This window comes from Glycomyces salinus (assembly GCF_016428645.1).
Lineage (GTDB): Bacteria > Actinomycetota > Actinomycetes > Mycobacteriales > Micromonosporaceae > Glycomyces > Glycomyces salinus.
This window is the reverse complement of sequence record NZ_JAELXW010000024.1, coordinates 1-15,078: the sequence shown is the minus strand read 5'-3', so window position 1 is coordinate 15,078 and position 15,078 is coordinate 1. Positions and strand designations below refer to the sequence as shown.

The 15,078-nt window shown below is 70.1% G+C and carries 9 protein-coding genes; 7 read left to right on the top strand and 2 right to left on the bottom strand.

Features of this window, described 5'->3' with window-relative positions:
• Positions 1-163: 163 nt before the first annotated feature.
• The 6 genes from gltB to JFB92_RS09520 all read left to right on the top strand — a co-directional run bounded on the left by gltB (position 164) and on the right by JFB92_RS09520 (position 12,192).
• The gene (gene gltB, locus JFB92_RS09545; RefSeq protein ID WP_233162795.1) at positions 164-4,648 is read left to right on the top strand and encodes a glutamate synthase large subunit; all 4,485 of its coding nucleotides are present in this window, start codon (positions 164-166) and stop codon (positions 4,646-4,648) included.
• On the top strand, positions 4,641-6,110 hold the full coding sequence (locus JFB92_RS09540) for a glutamate synthase subunit beta (RefSeq protein ID WP_199037453.1): 1,470 nt from the start codon (positions 4,641-4,643) through the stop codon (positions 6,108-6,110). The genes gltB and JFB92_RS09540 overlap by 8 nt, the downstream gene beginning before the upstream one ends.
• A 162-nt stretch (positions 6,111-6,272) precedes the next feature.
• Positions 6,273-7,682: a pyruvate kinase gene (pyk, locus tag JFB92_RS09535; RefSeq protein ID WP_199037451.1), complete on the top strand. Its 1,410-nt coding sequence runs from the start codon at positions 6,273-6,275 to the stop codon at positions 7,680-7,682.
• Entirely contained in the window at positions 7,682-8,572 is an 891-nt protein-coding gene (locus JFB92_RS09530; protein ID WP_199037449.1) for an acyl-CoA thioesterase, read from the top strand. The genes pyk and JFB92_RS09530 overlap by 1 nt, the downstream gene beginning before the upstream one ends.
• A gap of 197 nt (positions 8,573-8,769) precedes the next feature.
• Positions 8,770-10,926, top strand: a complete 2,157-nt coding sequence (locus JFB92_RS09525; protein ID WP_199037447.1) for an acyltransferase family protein — start codon at positions 8,770-8,772, stop codon at positions 10,924-10,926.
• 57 nt (positions 10,927-10,983) lie between these two features.
• A complete protein-coding gene (locus JFB92_RS09520; protein ID WP_199037445.1) occupies positions 10,984-12,192 on the top strand; it encodes a sulfotransferase family protein in 1,209 nt (402 codons plus the stop codon).
• On the opposite strand, the gene JFB92_RS09515 is transcribed toward JFB92_RS09520, so the two are convergent.
• Positions 12,189-12,692 (bottom strand): GNAT family N-acetyltransferase, encoded by a 504-nt coding sequence (locus tag JFB92_RS09515; protein ID WP_199037443.1) that lies wholly within the window; start codon positions 12,690-12,692, stop codon positions 12,189-12,191. The genes JFB92_RS09520 and JFB92_RS09515 overlap by 4 nt on opposite strands.
• A gap of 96 nt (positions 12,693-12,788) precedes the next feature.
• Between JFB92_RS09515 and JFB92_RS09510 the strand changes: the two genes are divergently transcribed.
• A complete protein-coding gene (locus JFB92_RS09510) occupies positions 12,789-14,390 on the top strand; it encodes a glycoside hydrolase family 43 protein (RefSeq protein ID WP_199037441.1) in 1,602 nt (533 codons plus the stop codon).
• Here JFB92_RS09510 and JFB92_RS09505 read toward each other — a convergent pair.
• On the bottom strand, positions 14,363-15,028 hold the full coding sequence (locus JFB92_RS09505; protein WP_199037439.1) for a hypothetical protein: 666 nt from the start codon (positions 15,026-15,028) through the stop codon (positions 14,363-14,365). The genes JFB92_RS09510 and JFB92_RS09505 overlap by 28 nt on opposite strands.
• Positions 15,029-15,078: the final 50 nt, after the last annotated feature.

The following is a 15,078-nucleotide window of genomic DNA, read 5'->3' as shown; positions in this document are numbered from 1 at the left end:
CTAGCTGCTCGTATCGTAGGACGCGGGTGTCCTGAAGATGAGCTATGCATTACACTCGTCTGACACTTTGCATTCTTTCGGGCCGACGTCGTCCCGTACGAAACACCGCCGTGTTCCAGCGCCCCCACCTTGCTGGAGCCCTCGACGACGAAGGAGGCCAAGGTTGAGTTCTGCCCTGAACACCACGCCAGGTCTTTACCGCCCAGAATGGGAACACGACGCTTGCGGCGTTGCCTTCGTTGCGGATCTGCAAGGCCGCGCCGACCACAAGGTGATCGAACGGGGCCTGTCGGCCCTGGTGCGGATGGAGCACCGCGGCGCCACCGCGCCCGACCCCGACTCCGGTGACGGGGCGGGCATCCTGATCCAGATCCCCGACGCCCTGCTGCGCGACGCGGTCGACTTCCGCCTCCCCGAGGCCGGACGCTACGCCGCCGGACTGGTCTTCACGCCGGTCGACGACGACGAGGCGACCGACCGCGCCCGCACCATCATCGAGAAGTACGCCATCGCCGAGGGCTGCCGCGTCCTGGGCTGGCGCGAAGTCCCGGTCGACCCCTCCGGCCTGGGCGAGGGCGCCCTGGCCTCCATGCCCCGCGTCAGCCAGGTCTTCGTCGCCTCCGAGGACGAGTCCGTCTCCGGCCTCGAACTGGACCGGCTCGCCTTCGCCGTCCGCAAGCAGTCCGAGCGGGAGCTGCGCGAGAGGCGCCTCGAAGGGGCCGCGATCGTCACCCTCTCGGCGCGCACCATCGTCTACAAGGGGATGCTCACCCCCGCCCAGGTGCCCCAGTTCTACCCCGACCTGCGCGACGAGCGCACCGCCAGCGCCGTGGCGCTGGTCCACTCGCGCTTCTCGACCAACACCTTCCCGTCCTGGCCGCTGGCCCACCCGTTCCGGATGGTCGCCCACAACGGCGAGATCAACACCATCAGGGGCAACCGGAACTGGATGACCGCCCGCCAGGCCGAGCTGGCCAGCGAGCACCTGCCCGGCCGCCTGCGCCGCCTGTTCCCGATCAACACGCCCGGCGCCAGCGACTCGATGAACTTCGACGAGGTCGTAGAGCTGCTGCACCTGGGCGGGCGCAGCCTGCCGCACGCGATGCTGATGATGATGCCCGAGGCATGGGAGCACAACGCGACCATGGACCCCAAGCGGCGCGACTTCTACCGCTACCACGCCGCGATCATGGAGCCCTGGGACGGACCGGCCGCGGTCGCCTTCACCGACGGCACGCAGATCGGCGCGGTCCTGGACCGCAACGGCCTGCGCCCGGCCCGCTGGTGGCGCACCACCGACGACGTGGTGGTCCTGGCCTCCGAGTCCGGCGTGGTCGACTTCGACCCCGCGCAGGTCGCCGAGAAGGGCCGCCTGCAGCCGGGCCGGATGTTCCTGGTCGACACCGCTGAGGGCCGCATCGTCGACGACGAGGAGATCAAGGACGCCCTGGCCAAGGAGCACGCCTACGGCGACTGGCTCCATGCCGGGCTCATCCACCTCGAGGAGCTGCCCGACCGCGAGCACGTGGTCTACAGCTCCGAGATCGTGCGACGCCGCCAGCTGACCTTCGGCTACTCCGACGAGGAACTGCGGATGCTGCTGGCCCCCATGGCCTCCTCCGGCGCCGAGCCGGTCGTGTCCATGGGATCGGACACCCCCATCGCAGGGCTGTCCAAGCGCCCCAAGCTGCTCTACGACTACTTCACGCAGCTGTTCGCGCAGGTCACCAACCCGCCGCTCGACGCCATCCGCGAGCAGCTGGTCACCGCCCTGGGCAACATGATCGGTCCCGAGGGCAACATCCTGGAGCCCGGCCCGCACTCGTGCCGCCAGATCGAGCTGTCCCGCCCGATCCTGTCCAACGACGAGCTGGCCAAGATCCTCCACATCGACGACGACGGCGACATGCCCGGCTTCCAGGCCGTGCGCGTCTCCGGCCTCTACAAGGTGCGGCACGGCTCGCGCGGCATGAAGGACCGCCTGGTCGAGATCTGCCGCCACGTCTCCGAGGCGATCGAGGACGGGGCCCGCATCCTGGTCCTGTCCGACCGCGACGTCACCGCCGACCTCGCGCCGATCCCGTCGCTGCTGCTGACGGCCGCCGTCCACCAGCACCTGGTTCGGGAGCAGACCCGCACCAAGGTCGCGCTCCTGGTCGAGACCGGCGACTGCCGCACCGTGCATCACGCCGCGGTGCTGCTCGGCTACGGCGCCGCCGCGGTCAACCCGTACCTGGCCTTCGACTCGATCGAGGAGCTGTGCGACCTCGGCGTGGTCGACGCCGAACCGGCGCAGGCGGTCGAGAACTACATCGAGGGGCTGTGCAAGGGCATCCTCAAGGTGATGTCCAAGATCGGCATCTCCACGGTCGCCTCCTACACCGGCGCCCAGATCTTCGAGGCCGTCGGCCTCGACGAGGACTTCGTCGACCGGTACTTCACCGGCACCGACTCCCGTATCGGCGGCATCGGCCTCCAGACGATCAGCAAGGAGGTCGCCGAGCGGCACCGCCGCGCCTACGAGCAGGAGGTCGACCCCGACCAGCCGCTGCCGCCCGGCGGCGACTACCAGTGGCGCCGCGAGGGCGAGGTCCACCTGTTCAACCCCGAGACGGTCTTCCTGCTCCAGCACTCGACCAAGTCGGGCCAGTACGAGGTGTTCAAGCGCTACACCGACAAGGTCAACTCGATCGCGGCCGACTCCGGGCTGCTGCGCGGCATGCTCGACTTCGAGACCGAGACCCGCCAGAGCGTCCCGGTCGAGGAGGTCGAACCGGTCGAGAGCATCGTGCGGCGCTTCCACACCGGCGCGATGAGCTACGGCGCGCTCTCCCAGGAGGCACACGAGACCCTCGCGATCGCCATGAACCGCCTCGGCGGCCGCTCCAACTCCGGCGAGGGCGGCGAGGACGTCGACCGGCTCTACGACCCCGAGCGGCGCAGCGCGATCAAGCAGGTCGCCTCGGGCCGCTTCGGCGTCACCAGCGAGTACCTGGCCACCGCCGACGCCATCCAGATCAAGATGGCCCAGGGCGCCAAGCCCGGCGAGGGCGGCCAGCTTTCGGGCAAGAAGGTCCACCCGTGGATCGCCGCGACCCGCAACGCCACGCCCGGCGTCGGGCTCATCAGCCCGCCGCCGCACCACGACATCTACTCCATCGAGGACCTGGCCCAGCTCATCCACGACCTCAAGCACGCCGGAGGCGGCGACACCGAGGTCCACGTCAAGCTGGTCAGCGAGGTCGGCGTCGGCACCGTCGCCGCGGGTGTCTCCAAGGCCAAGGCCGACAACATCCTCATCTCCGGCCACGACGGCGGCACCGGCGCGGCCCCGGCCAACTCGGTCAAGCATGCCGGGACGCCCTGGGAGATCGGCCTGGCCGAGGCCCAGCAGACCCTGGTGCAGAACCGGCTGCGCGACCGCGTCAAGCTCGAAGTGGACGGTGCGATGAAGACCGGCCGCGACGTCGTCGTCGCCGCGCTGCTCGGTGCCGAGGGCTACGGCTTCGCCACCGCGCCCCTGGTCGTCGCCGGGTGCGTCATGATGCGCGTGTGCCACCTGGACACCTGCCCGGTGGGTGTGGCCTCCCAGGACCCGGTCCTGCGCGAGCGCTACACCGGCCAGGCCGACCACGTGGTCAACTTCTTCCGCTACATCGCCGAGGAGGTCCGCGAGCTGCTCGCCGAGCTCGGCTACCGGTCCCTCGACGAGGCCATCGGCAACGTCGAGCGCCTCCGCCAGGTCACCGGCGAGAGCCGCAAGGCCTCCCGCATCGACCTGTCCAACATCCTGGCCGCCCCCTCCGATGGTCCGCGTACCCGAGGGCGCGAGCAGGACCACGACGTCGAGGGCACCATGGGCGCGGCGCTGGTCGAACTCGCCCGGCCCGCCATCGAGGAGGGCACCACGGTCTCGGCCGAGATGTCGATCCGCAACACCGACCGCTCCGTCGGGGCCCTGCTGGGCGCGGCGGTCAGCCGCACCCACCGCGAGGGGCTGCCCGACGGCTCGATCGACGTGACCTTCCGCGGCACCGCCGGCCAGTCCTTCGGCGCCTTCCTCACCCGGGGAGCGAACTTCAAGCTCGTCGGCGACACCAACGACTACCTCGCCAAGGGCCTGTCGGGCGGCCGGATCACCGTCCTGCCCGACGCCGCGGCCCCGTTCAAGGCCGAGGAGAACGTCATCGCCGGCAACACCATCCTCTACGGCGCCACCTCCGGCGAGGTCTACATCCGCGGCAAGGTCGGCGAGCGCTTCGGCGTCCGCAACTCCGGGGCAGTCGCCGTCGTCGAGGGCGTCGGCGACCACGGCTGCGAGTACATGACCGGCGGCACCGTCCTGGTCCTGGGCCCCACCGGCCGCAACTTCGCCGCGGGCATGTCCGGCGGGGTGGCCTACGTGTGGCGCCTGGACGAGAGCCGCACCAACACCACCCTGGTGGACCTCGACGAGCTCGGCGCAGCCGACATCGACCTGGTCCACAACCTGCTGCTGCGCCACGGCCGAGCCACCGGCTCGACCGTGGCCGCCGAGCTGCTGTCCAACTGGCCCAGGGCCGCCAGCGGCTTCACCAAGGTCATCCCCACCGAGTACAAGGCCGTACTCGCCCGTCAGGCCCAAGAGAAGGAGGTCGCCAATGCCTAATCCCAGCGGGTTCCTCGAGCACGGCCGCGAAGTGCCCAAGAGGCGGCCGGTGCCCGTCCGCATCCTCGACAACCGCGAGGTCTACGAGCGCACCACCGCCGAGATGGTGACCTCCCAGGCCTCCAGGTGCATGGACTGCGGCATCCCCTTCTGCCACGACGGCTGCCCCCTGGGCAACCGGATCCCGGAGTGGAACGACCTGGCCCGCACCGGACGGTGGGGCGCGGCCATCGAGCAGCTCCACGCCACCAACAACTTCCCCGAGTTCACCGGCCGCCTGTGCCCGGCCCCGTGCGAGGCATCCTGCGTGCTCGGCATCGGCGACGACCCGGTCACCATCAAGAACATCGAGGTCGAGATCATCGACCGGGCCTTCGACGACGAGAACGTCAGGCCCCACCCGGCCGAGCGGTCCACCGGCAAGTCCGTGGCCGTGGTCGGCTCGGGCCCGGCCGGGCTCGCCGCCGCCCAGCAACTGGCCCGCGCCGGACACGCCGTCACCGTCTACGAGCGCGACGACGCTCCCGGCGGGCTGCTGCGCTACGGCATCCCGGACTTCAAGCTCGAGAAGCGCCACATCGACCTCCGCCTGGACCAGATGCGGGCCGAAGGCGTCGAGTTCGCCTGCGGCGTCAACGTCGGCGTCGACCTGTCCGCCGAGGACCTGCGCGAACGCCACGACGCCGTGGTGCTGGCCGTCGGCGCGCTCGAAGGTCGCGAGACCGACCAGGAAGGCCGCGAACTGGCCGGCATCCACCAGGCCATGGAGCACCTGACCGGCGCCAACCAGGTCGCGGCCGGCAAGGCCCCGTTCGCCCCGATCGACGCCCGCGGCAAGCACGTGGTCATCATCGGCGGCGGCGACACCGGCGCCGACTGCCTGGGCGTGGCCCACCGCCAGGGCGCCGCCTCGGTCCGGCAGCTCGACCTGTACCCGATGCCGCCGACCGACCGCGACGCCGACCGCGACCCCTGGCCGGTCTGGCCGGTCATCGTGCGCAACTACCCGGCCCACGAGGAGGGCGGCGAGCGCAACTACGGCTCGGCCGCGCTCGAGTTCATCGGCGACGAGCACGGGCACGTGCGCCAGATGCGCCTCTCGGAGGTCACCGTCGACAAATCCCAGGGCCGCCGCGACATCATCCCGGTGCCCGGCAAGGAGCAGGTCGTCCCGGCCGACCTGGTGCTGCTGGCCATCGGCTTCTCCGGCACGGAGGACCAGCAGCTGCTGCGCCAGCTCGGCATCGAGCGGACCGGCCGCGGCGTCATCGACTGCGGAGCCGACTGGCAGACCGACGCGCCCGGCGTGTTCGTCGCCGGGGACGCCCACCGGGGCGCCTCCCTGATCGTGTGGGCCATCGCCGAGGGCCGCGCCGCCGCGGCGGCCGTCCACCGGTACCTCGGCGAGACCACGGCTCTGCCCGAGCCGGTGACCGCCGACGCCCAGCCGCTGGGCGTCTAAAGGAATCGAATTACGCGGAATTGCGCGCCCTCGACTATTGCGGCGGGCGCTCAATTCCGCGTATTCGCAATGTGCGCCTATGCCATTCGGGGACGGTGAATTCCGCCTCTCATCTGCGGTGACCGCCCGAGTCCGAATTCGCGTCCGATATAAGCTCGCAGGGTGACTCGTAGAGCAAAAATCGTCTGCACCATCGGTCCCGCCACCGCCACTCCGGAGCGGATGGCCGGTCTGATCGACGCCGGCATGAACGTCGCCCGAATGAACTTCAGCCACGGCACCCAAGCGGACCACGAGGCCGTTTACCAGATGGTCAGGGAGGCCGCCGAGACCGCCGGGAAGCCCGTGGCGATCCTGGCCGACATGCAGGGGCCCAAGATCCGGCTGGGGACCTTCGAGAGCGGCTCCGAGCAGTGGGACGCCGGCGACCGCGTCCTCATCACCTCCGACGACGTCGACGGCACGCACGACCGCGTCTCGTGCACCTACAAGAAGCTCCCGTCCGAGGTCTCCAAGGGCGACCGGCTCCTGGTCGATGACGGCAAACTGGCCCTGGAGGTGCTCTCCTCGACCGACACCGACGTCGAATGCCTGGTCGTCGAGGGCGGACCGGTGTCCAACCACAAGGGCCTGTCGCTGCCGAACGTGAACATCTCGGTTCCCGCGCTCTCGGAGAAGGACATCTCCGATATGAAGTTCGCGCTCAACCTCGGCGTGGACCTGATCGCGATGTCCTTCGTGCGCCACCCCGACGACGTCCGCCTCGGACACAAGGTCATGGACGAGGTCGGAGTGCGGCGCCCCATCATCGCCAAGGTCGAGAAGCCCGAGGCGGTCGCCCGCCTCGAGGAGATCGTCCGCGCGTTCGACGGCGTCATGGTCGCCCGCGGCGACCTGGGCGTCGAGATGCCCCTCGACGAGGTGCCGCTGGTGCAGAAGGAGATCATCCGCCTCTGCCGCGAGAACGCCAAGCCGGCCATCGTGGCCACCCAGATGCTCGACTCCATGATCGAGAACGCCCGCCCCACCCGCGCCGAGGTCTCCGACGTCGCCAACGCCGTCCTCGACGGCGCCGACGCGGTCATGCTCTCCGGCGAGACCAGCGTCGGCAAGTACCCGGTCGGCACCGTCCGCACCATGGCCAAGATCGTCGAGACCACCGAGTCCGGGCCGGTCGGCCCCCGCGAGATGCACCACGAGCCGCGGACCAAGCCCGGCGCGGTCACCGCCGCCGCGGCCCAGATCGCCGACGCCCTCGACGCGAAGGCCCTGGCCGCGTTCACCCAGACCGGCGACACGGTCAAGCGCCTCGCCCGCCTCAAGCCCCAGCAGCCGATCGTGGGCATGACCTCGATCGAGTCGGTGCGCAACCAGATGGCGCTGTCGTGGGGCACCGACGCCTACCAGGTCGAGCACGTCGACCACACGGACACGATGTTCACGCTGGTCGACAGGACCATGCAGGAGCACGGCCTGGCCTCGCCGGGCGACCTGGTCGTGATCGTGGCCGGCACCCCGGCCGGGACCCCCGGCTCGACCAACACCGTCCGCGTCCACCAGGTCGGCTCATAGTGTCCGAGGTACTCGTCGGGCAGGACGCCGTGGACTCGCTCCTCGGCGTCCTGGACCTGGAGGAGATCGACACCGGCCTGTTCCGCGGCCCCCGCGCCGAGGTCGGGCTCCAGCGCGTGTTCGGCGGCCAGGTAGCCGGGCAGGCGCTGGTGGCCGCCGGCCGCACCGTCGCACCGGATCGGCGCGTGCACTCCCTGCACGGCTACTTCGTGCGGCCCGGGGACTCGTCGAAGCCGATCATCTACCAGGTCGAGAACATCCGCGACGGCCGCTCCTTCTCGGTGCGGCGCACCGTGGCGCTCCAGGGCGGCAAGACCCTGTTCTTCATGTCGGCGTCCTTCCACGTCGGCGAGAACGGCCTCGAACACGGCGACCCCGCCCCCGAGGTGCCCGGCCCCGACCGGATCGCCCCGATCTCCGAGCAGCTGCGGGCCGACCCCGACCGGCTGAGCATGTGGGCGCGCATCCCCCGGCCCATCGACGTGCGCTACCTCGGCGGCTCCGGCTACGCCCGATCGGGTGAAAGACCGGCTGAGGACCGCCAGCGGGTCTGGATGAAGGCCGACGGGAAGCTCCCGGACGACCCGCTCATCCACGTGTGCGTGCTGACCTACGCCTCGGATCTGACGCTGCTCGACACGGTGCTGAACCGGCACGGCGCCGTCTGGGGCGGCGGGGGCTACCTGGGAACCAGCCTCGACCACGCCATGTGGTTCCACCGGCCGTTCCGCGCCGACGAGTGGGTGCTCTACGACGCCGAGTCGCCCACCGCCTCCGGCGGCCGCGGCCTGGCCCAGGGGCGCTTCTTCGACGGCGAGGGACACCACTTGGCCACCGCCGCACAGGAAGGGCTGCTGCGCCGCACCCCCGAGCCTCCCGGAGTGCCGTAGACGGTTTACGCCGCTTTCCGCGCCGCCCTTATCGATTGACGTACATGTCACACATTGGGAGTCGGTCGATTTCAAGGTGCGGAAAGTGCTATGGTCGCAGATCGTCCCCGAAGACGGCCCCCCTTGCCCGGAAATGTCCGCTCTGCCGTGCCCGCTGGGCGGACCTCGACCGGTGAACAGTTCGGAGACTCATCCTCATGCCTCTGACCGAAGCGGCACGATCGACCAGTCGGCGCGACGATTCCGCGCCGGACCGGACCCGTCCCGACCACTGGCGACCCGACATCGAGGGCCTGCGCGCCCTCGCCGTCGTCATGGTGATCGCGGCGCACATCCAGTTCTTCTACTCAGAAGGCGGATTCGTCGGCGTGGACGTGTTCTTCGTCATCTCCGGGTTCCTGATCACCTCGCTGCTGCTGCGGGAGATCGAGCGCACCGGCCGGGTCTCGCTCACCAAGTTCTACGCCCGCCGCGCCGTCAGGCTGCTGCCGGCCGCGGCCACGGTCCTGGTGGCGACCTTGGTCGCCGCCTGGCTGTGGCTGCCGCGCACCCGCCTGGGCGACATCGCCGCCGACACCGCGGCCGCGGCCCTGAACGTGGTCAACTTCCGCCTTGCCTCCGAGGGCACCGACTACCTCAACGCGGACGTCGACCCCTCGCCGCTCCAGCACTTCTGGTCGCTGGCGGTGGAGGAGCAGTTCTACCTGGTCTGGCCGCTGATGCTGCTGGCCGTGGCCGTGGTGTGCGGGCGCCTGTGGGGCGGCCGGTTCGCCCGCCGGTACCCGCTGTACCGCCGCCGCATCACCGTGATCGCGATCGTCCTGGCCGCCGTCGCCGCCGTCTCGTTCTTCCTGAGCGTCACCCGCTCGGCCGAGGACCCGGTCTGGTCCTACTTCGGCATCCACACCCGCGCCTGGGAACTCGCGGCCGGTGCCTTCGTCGCCGTGCTGGCGAACCGGATCAGGCGCACGGTTCCCGCGGCCGCCGCCGCGGTCGCCTCCTGGATCGGCCTGGCGGCCCTGGTCGGATCCGTCTTCCTGATCGACGAGGCCACCGCGTTCCCCGGCTACGCCGCGGTCCTGCCCGTCGCCGGCACCGCCGTGGTGATCGCGGCCGGCTGCGTCCCCCACCGCTTCGGCGCCGGGACGCTGCTGGGCATCGCCCCCGCCCAGTACCTCGGGAAGATCTCCTACGGCCTGTACCTGTGGCACTGGCCGATCGTCATGATCGCCCCGGTCGCGCTGGGCGTCGAGCCCCGGCTGCGGTACATGGTCCCCCTGATGGGCCTGGCGTTCCTGCTCAGCGTCGCGATGTTCCACCTCATCGAGAACCCCGTCCGGACCCGCCGGCCGCTGGTCCAGGTGCCCTCGCGGGCACTGGCGCTGGGCGGGGCGCTGATGGTGTGCGCGCTGGCCGCGTCATTCGTGGCGGTCACCCAGCCGGTGACGGACGGCGACGGGACCGAGGCCGCGGAGATCACCGGCGACGAGACCACCGTGTGGCAGCTGCTGGGCGAGTCCTCCGAGATCGACTCGGTCCCGGCCAACCTCACGCCGTCACTGGAGGACGCTCGCGAGGATGAACCGTCCATGTACGACAAGGGCTGCATGGTCGCGCGCTCCGCCACCGATCTGGTAGACGAGTGCTGGTTCGGCGATCCCGAAGGCGACAAGACCGTGGTCCTGTACGGCGACTCCCACGCCGCGCAGTGGTTTCCGGCGTTCAATCAGCTCGCCCAGGCCTCCGGCTGGCGGATGCTGGTGCTGACCAAGGCGAACTGCTCGGTGCCCGAGGTCAGGGAGCACGACCCGAAACTGAACCACGAGTACACCGAGTGCTACGACTGGAAGGGCAACGCGCTCGCCGAGATCGAGGAAGTCGATCCGGACCTGGTGGTCGCCGCCTCCTACGACGACAAGGACCTCATTGCCGACGATCCCGACCAGGCGTGGGTGGACGGATGGGTCGAGGCCGTCGAGGACCTCCGGAGCCGGACCGATGAGGTCTACTACCTCGCCGACACACCGGTCGCCGCCGAGGACGTCCCGGACTGCCTCGCCGAGCACCCCGACGATGCCACCGAGTGCGTCAACGAGCTCGACGACGCCGTCCTCTACCCCGACCGCCGGGAAGATCTCCAGGACGCCGTCTCGGAGGCCGGCGCCCACGTGGTCGACCCGATCCCGTGGATCTGCGACACCGAGACCGGCCGGTGTCCGGTGGTGGTGGGGAACCTGCTGGTCTACCGGGACTCGAACCATCTGGCCGCGCGCTTCGTCGCGGAGCTCACTCCGCAGATCGCGACCGCGTTCCCGCTGGAGGAGCTGCCGAGGGAGGACGAAGAAGCGGGATGACCCGGTGAGGAGGTAGGCTTTCCTCACATTTGAAGCGCCCCAAGAGGAGAAGCCGCCATGCAGCGAGTTGCCCCGTGGCTCAAGGCGATCAACGTCGTACTCACCCCGACGATCGCGAACCGACGGAACAAGATCGACAAGATCATCAAGCACGCGATCGACGAGGCGGAATCCAAGACCGACGGCACCGCCCACGGCGACGAGCAGTTCATCGAAGAGATGCGCTTCCTCCTGACCTGCTTCGCCGACGTCGACGGACTCACTCCAACCGGCTGGATCGGCACGGTCGACGACCTTGGCAAGCGCTTGGAGAACCGCATGCGGATCCGCAAGCTCCACGCGCTGCACCCCGAGATCGCCGACGAGCCGATCGAGCGACCCATCGTGGTGGCCGGGCTCCCGCGCACCGGGACCACCCTCACCCACCACGTCCTGGCCGAACCCGAGGCGCACCGGGCCCCGCTGATGTGGGAGCTGATGAACTGCGACCTCGCCGACATCCCCGACTCGGTGAGAGAGCGCTACATCAAGCAGGCCGAGCAGGTCGCCCAGGGCGCCAGCAAGGCGTCCCCGATGATGCCCAGGATCCATCCGCTCGGCGCCGAGAAACCCGAGGAGTGCGTCTTCGTCCTGCCGCACGGCCTGATGTTCGTCGTCCGCGCCCACATGCCGCGCTACGAGCAGTGGATGCTCGACCGCGACTACACCCCCGACTACCAGTACCTCAAGCAGGCGCTCCAGGTCCTCCAGTACGGGAGGCCCCGCCGCCGGTGGGTCCTCAAGTCCCCGGCGCACCTGTGGAGCCTGGAGACGCTGTTCAAGACCTTCCCCGACGCCCAGGTCGTGTGGACCCACCGCGACCCGGGCACCGTCATGGGCTCGATGTGCTCGCTGGCCGAGACCAGCCAGTCCGTCCACACCCGCTCTCCCGACCTCGAGGAGATCGGCAGGGTCTGGCTCGGCATGCTCGCCACCGGCATCGCCCGCGCCTCGGCCGCCCGCGAGAACGTGCCGGGGGACTCGATCATCGACGTGTCCTACCGGCACCTGGCCGAGGACCCCGAGCGGCGCTTCACCGAGCTGTTCGAACGGCTCGACGCCCCGTGGGGCCCGACCGAGCGCGAGAACCTCGACGCCGCGCGGAATCGCGCCGGAGGCACCGGAGGGCACGTCTACGACCTGTCCCGCTACGGGATCGGCCAGTCCGACGTCGCGCAGGCGTTCGGCGGCTACGGCGACTTCGTCGCCGGGCTCGGAACGGTCTAGAGCTCGAGCGCGAAGCCCCACAGGACCGCACCGGGGACCGGCTCCCAGTCCAGCTCCGGTGCGCGGCGGAAACCGCGCCGCAGGTATATGCGGTGCGCGGCCTTCATGCTGTAGAGCGAGCACAGCACTACGCGCTTGGCGCCGAAGGTCTCCGAGGCGAGCGCGATGCAGCCGTCCGTGAGCGCCGTGCCGACTCCGCGACCGCGCCCGGCCGGACCGACCGCGAGTGCTCTGATCTCGGCCTCGCCGGCCCCGGCGAGCTGGGCGCCGGCGGCCCCTGGTGGCACCATCGTCACCCCGCCGAGAAGCCGATCGCCCTCGGCCGCCACCAGCACCTCAGCCTCGGACGCGCGCGCGGCGACGTCGCGCAGGAAGTCGGCGTACGGGTCGTCGGGACCGTCGAGGAAGCCGTCGCGGTCGTAGGCTTCTACGGTGATCTCCCCGAGGGCGGCGTACTCCGACTCGTGGACGGGCCGGATCTCGAAATCGGTTTTCGGCATGCATCGAAATTATCGAGGGGGTGCGACATCTTGCAACGGGCTTTCGACCGCGGTTGAATGCCGAGTGCGCGTACCAGGCACTGGAAGGACCGAACCGTGAGCACCGAACCGCCGAACGGCGTCATCCGCAACCCCGTCCTGCCCGGCTTCCACCCGGACCCATCGATCGTCCGCGTCGGCGAGGACTACTACCTGGCCACCTCGACCTTCGAATGGTGTCCGGGAGTCCGGCTCCACCACTCCCGAGACTTGAAGCACTGGCGGGCCCTCGGCGGCATCGCCGACAGCGGGCGGCTGCTCGACCTGACCGGCGTTCCCGACTCCGGCGGCGTGTGGGCCCCCGACCTGACCTACGCCCACGGGCGCTTCCACCTGGTCTACAGCGTCATGGACTCCTACACCCACGACTACAAGGACTGCGCGAACTACCTGACCACCGCCGCCGACATCGCCGGACCCTGGAGCGACCCCGTCCGCCTCCCGGGCCGCGGCTTCGACGCCGCCCTGTTCCATGACGAGGACGGCGGCACCTACCTGCTCAACATGGTGTGCGTCCCCAAACCCGGCCGGAAATTCGACGGCATCGAGATCCAGCGCTTGGAAGCGGGGGCGCCGGTCGGCGAGCCGACGCTGCTGTTGAAGAGCAGCCCGGCCGGGGTCACCGAGGGCCCGCACCTGTATCGCAAGGACGGCTGGTACTACCTGTTCTGCGCCGAGGGCGGCACCGGCTACTACCACGGCGAGATCGTCGCGCGTTCGAGAGACCTGATGGGCCCCTACGAGATCGACCCGAACGGCCCGCTCATCACCGCCCGCGACAAACCCGATTCCGAACTCCAGAAGGCCGGACACGGCAGCCTGGTCCAGACGCAGGCGGGGGAGTGGTACATGCCGTACCTGACCGGCCGTCCCGTCGTCCGAAACCCCGACCGGGGGCCGCTTGAACGCGACGGCACCGACCCGTGCGTGCTCGGCCGCGAGACCGCGATCGCCCGGATCGAGTGGGTCGACGGTTGGCCCCGCGTCCCCGACGCCGCGCCCGCGGTCGAGGTTCCGGCCCCGAACCTGGATCCCCATCCGTGGCCGCAGGAACCGGCCCGCGACGACTTCGACTCCGACCGCCTCGACGCACGCTGGAGCACCCTGCGCCGCCACCCCTCGGAGGACTGGCTGAGCCTGGCCGACCGCCCCTCCCATCTGCGCGTGACCGGCGGCCAGGGCCCGTTCGCCCGCCGCACTCCGAGCCTGGTCGCCCAGCGGGTCACCGCCGTGCGCGGGGTCTTCGAGGCCGGGATCGAGTTCACGCCGACCACCGAGCACCAGGCGGCCGGGATCGTCGCCTACTACAACGCCGACAACTGGCACTTTCTCCAGATCTCCCTGGAAGACGGCGGACCGACCCTGTCCCTGGTCACCAGCAAGTGGGGCGAGCGCGAGATCCGGCCGGTCGCCGAGGTCGGCCCGAGATCGGACCTGCGCATCGCCTTCGAGGGCCCGAGGCTCCGCTTCGCGTACCGCGAGAGCGAATGGACCGATCTGGACGAGGATCGCGACGCGACGATCCTGTCCGACGAATTCGCCAAGACCGCCGACACGTGGGGTTTCACCGGCGCGTTCGTGGGGATGTGGGTCCAGGACCTGGCCGCGGAAGGGAGCTTCGCCGACTTCGACTACGCCGAATACCGCCCCGAGTCCTGAACGACCGCGGCGGCCCGGCGCAGTTCGGATATCTCATCGGGGGTCGAGTTCCGCGCGATGAAGGCGATCTCGGGCAAGTGCGCGTAGCGCTCGGCCGGGATCGCCTCCGCGAACGCGGCAGGGTCGCGCAGCAGCGCGGCATAGAGCTCGTGGCCGGACATGAAGTACAGGTCGACGAGCTTGACCTCGCCGGAGAGCGTGGTCATCACGTTGTGCGGGTTGAGACCCAGTCCGCCCCAGAACGGCAGCGACGCTCTTGCTTCGGCGTCGAGCCGCTCGGCCTCGGCCCGGACCGCGCCGAAGTCCCCTTCGCCGGCCTCCCACAGTCGGCTCGCCTTCTCGTGCAAGGCCGGTTCGGACGGGTACAGGAACTCCATGACCGTCACCCGCCCGCCGCCGGACAGCTCGGCGTCGAACTCGATGCGCGGCAGCAGGCGGTGCCCCGACAGCGAGCGGCACAGCTCGACGAACACCTGGTATCCCGGCTCGAACGGGCAGACCCGCGCGGCCAGGCCGCCGCCGGGAGAGCGCCACACGGTGGCCCACTCACCGAGGCCGCAGACGGTCCAACCCTCGGCGAGCAGCCGCGAGGTCACCTGCCGGTGGTCGAGTCCGTCGAATTCCGCGAAGAAGTCCACCAGACACCCCCTAGACGCAATGCCGTTCGGTTAGGGCTGGGGTGTTGGTG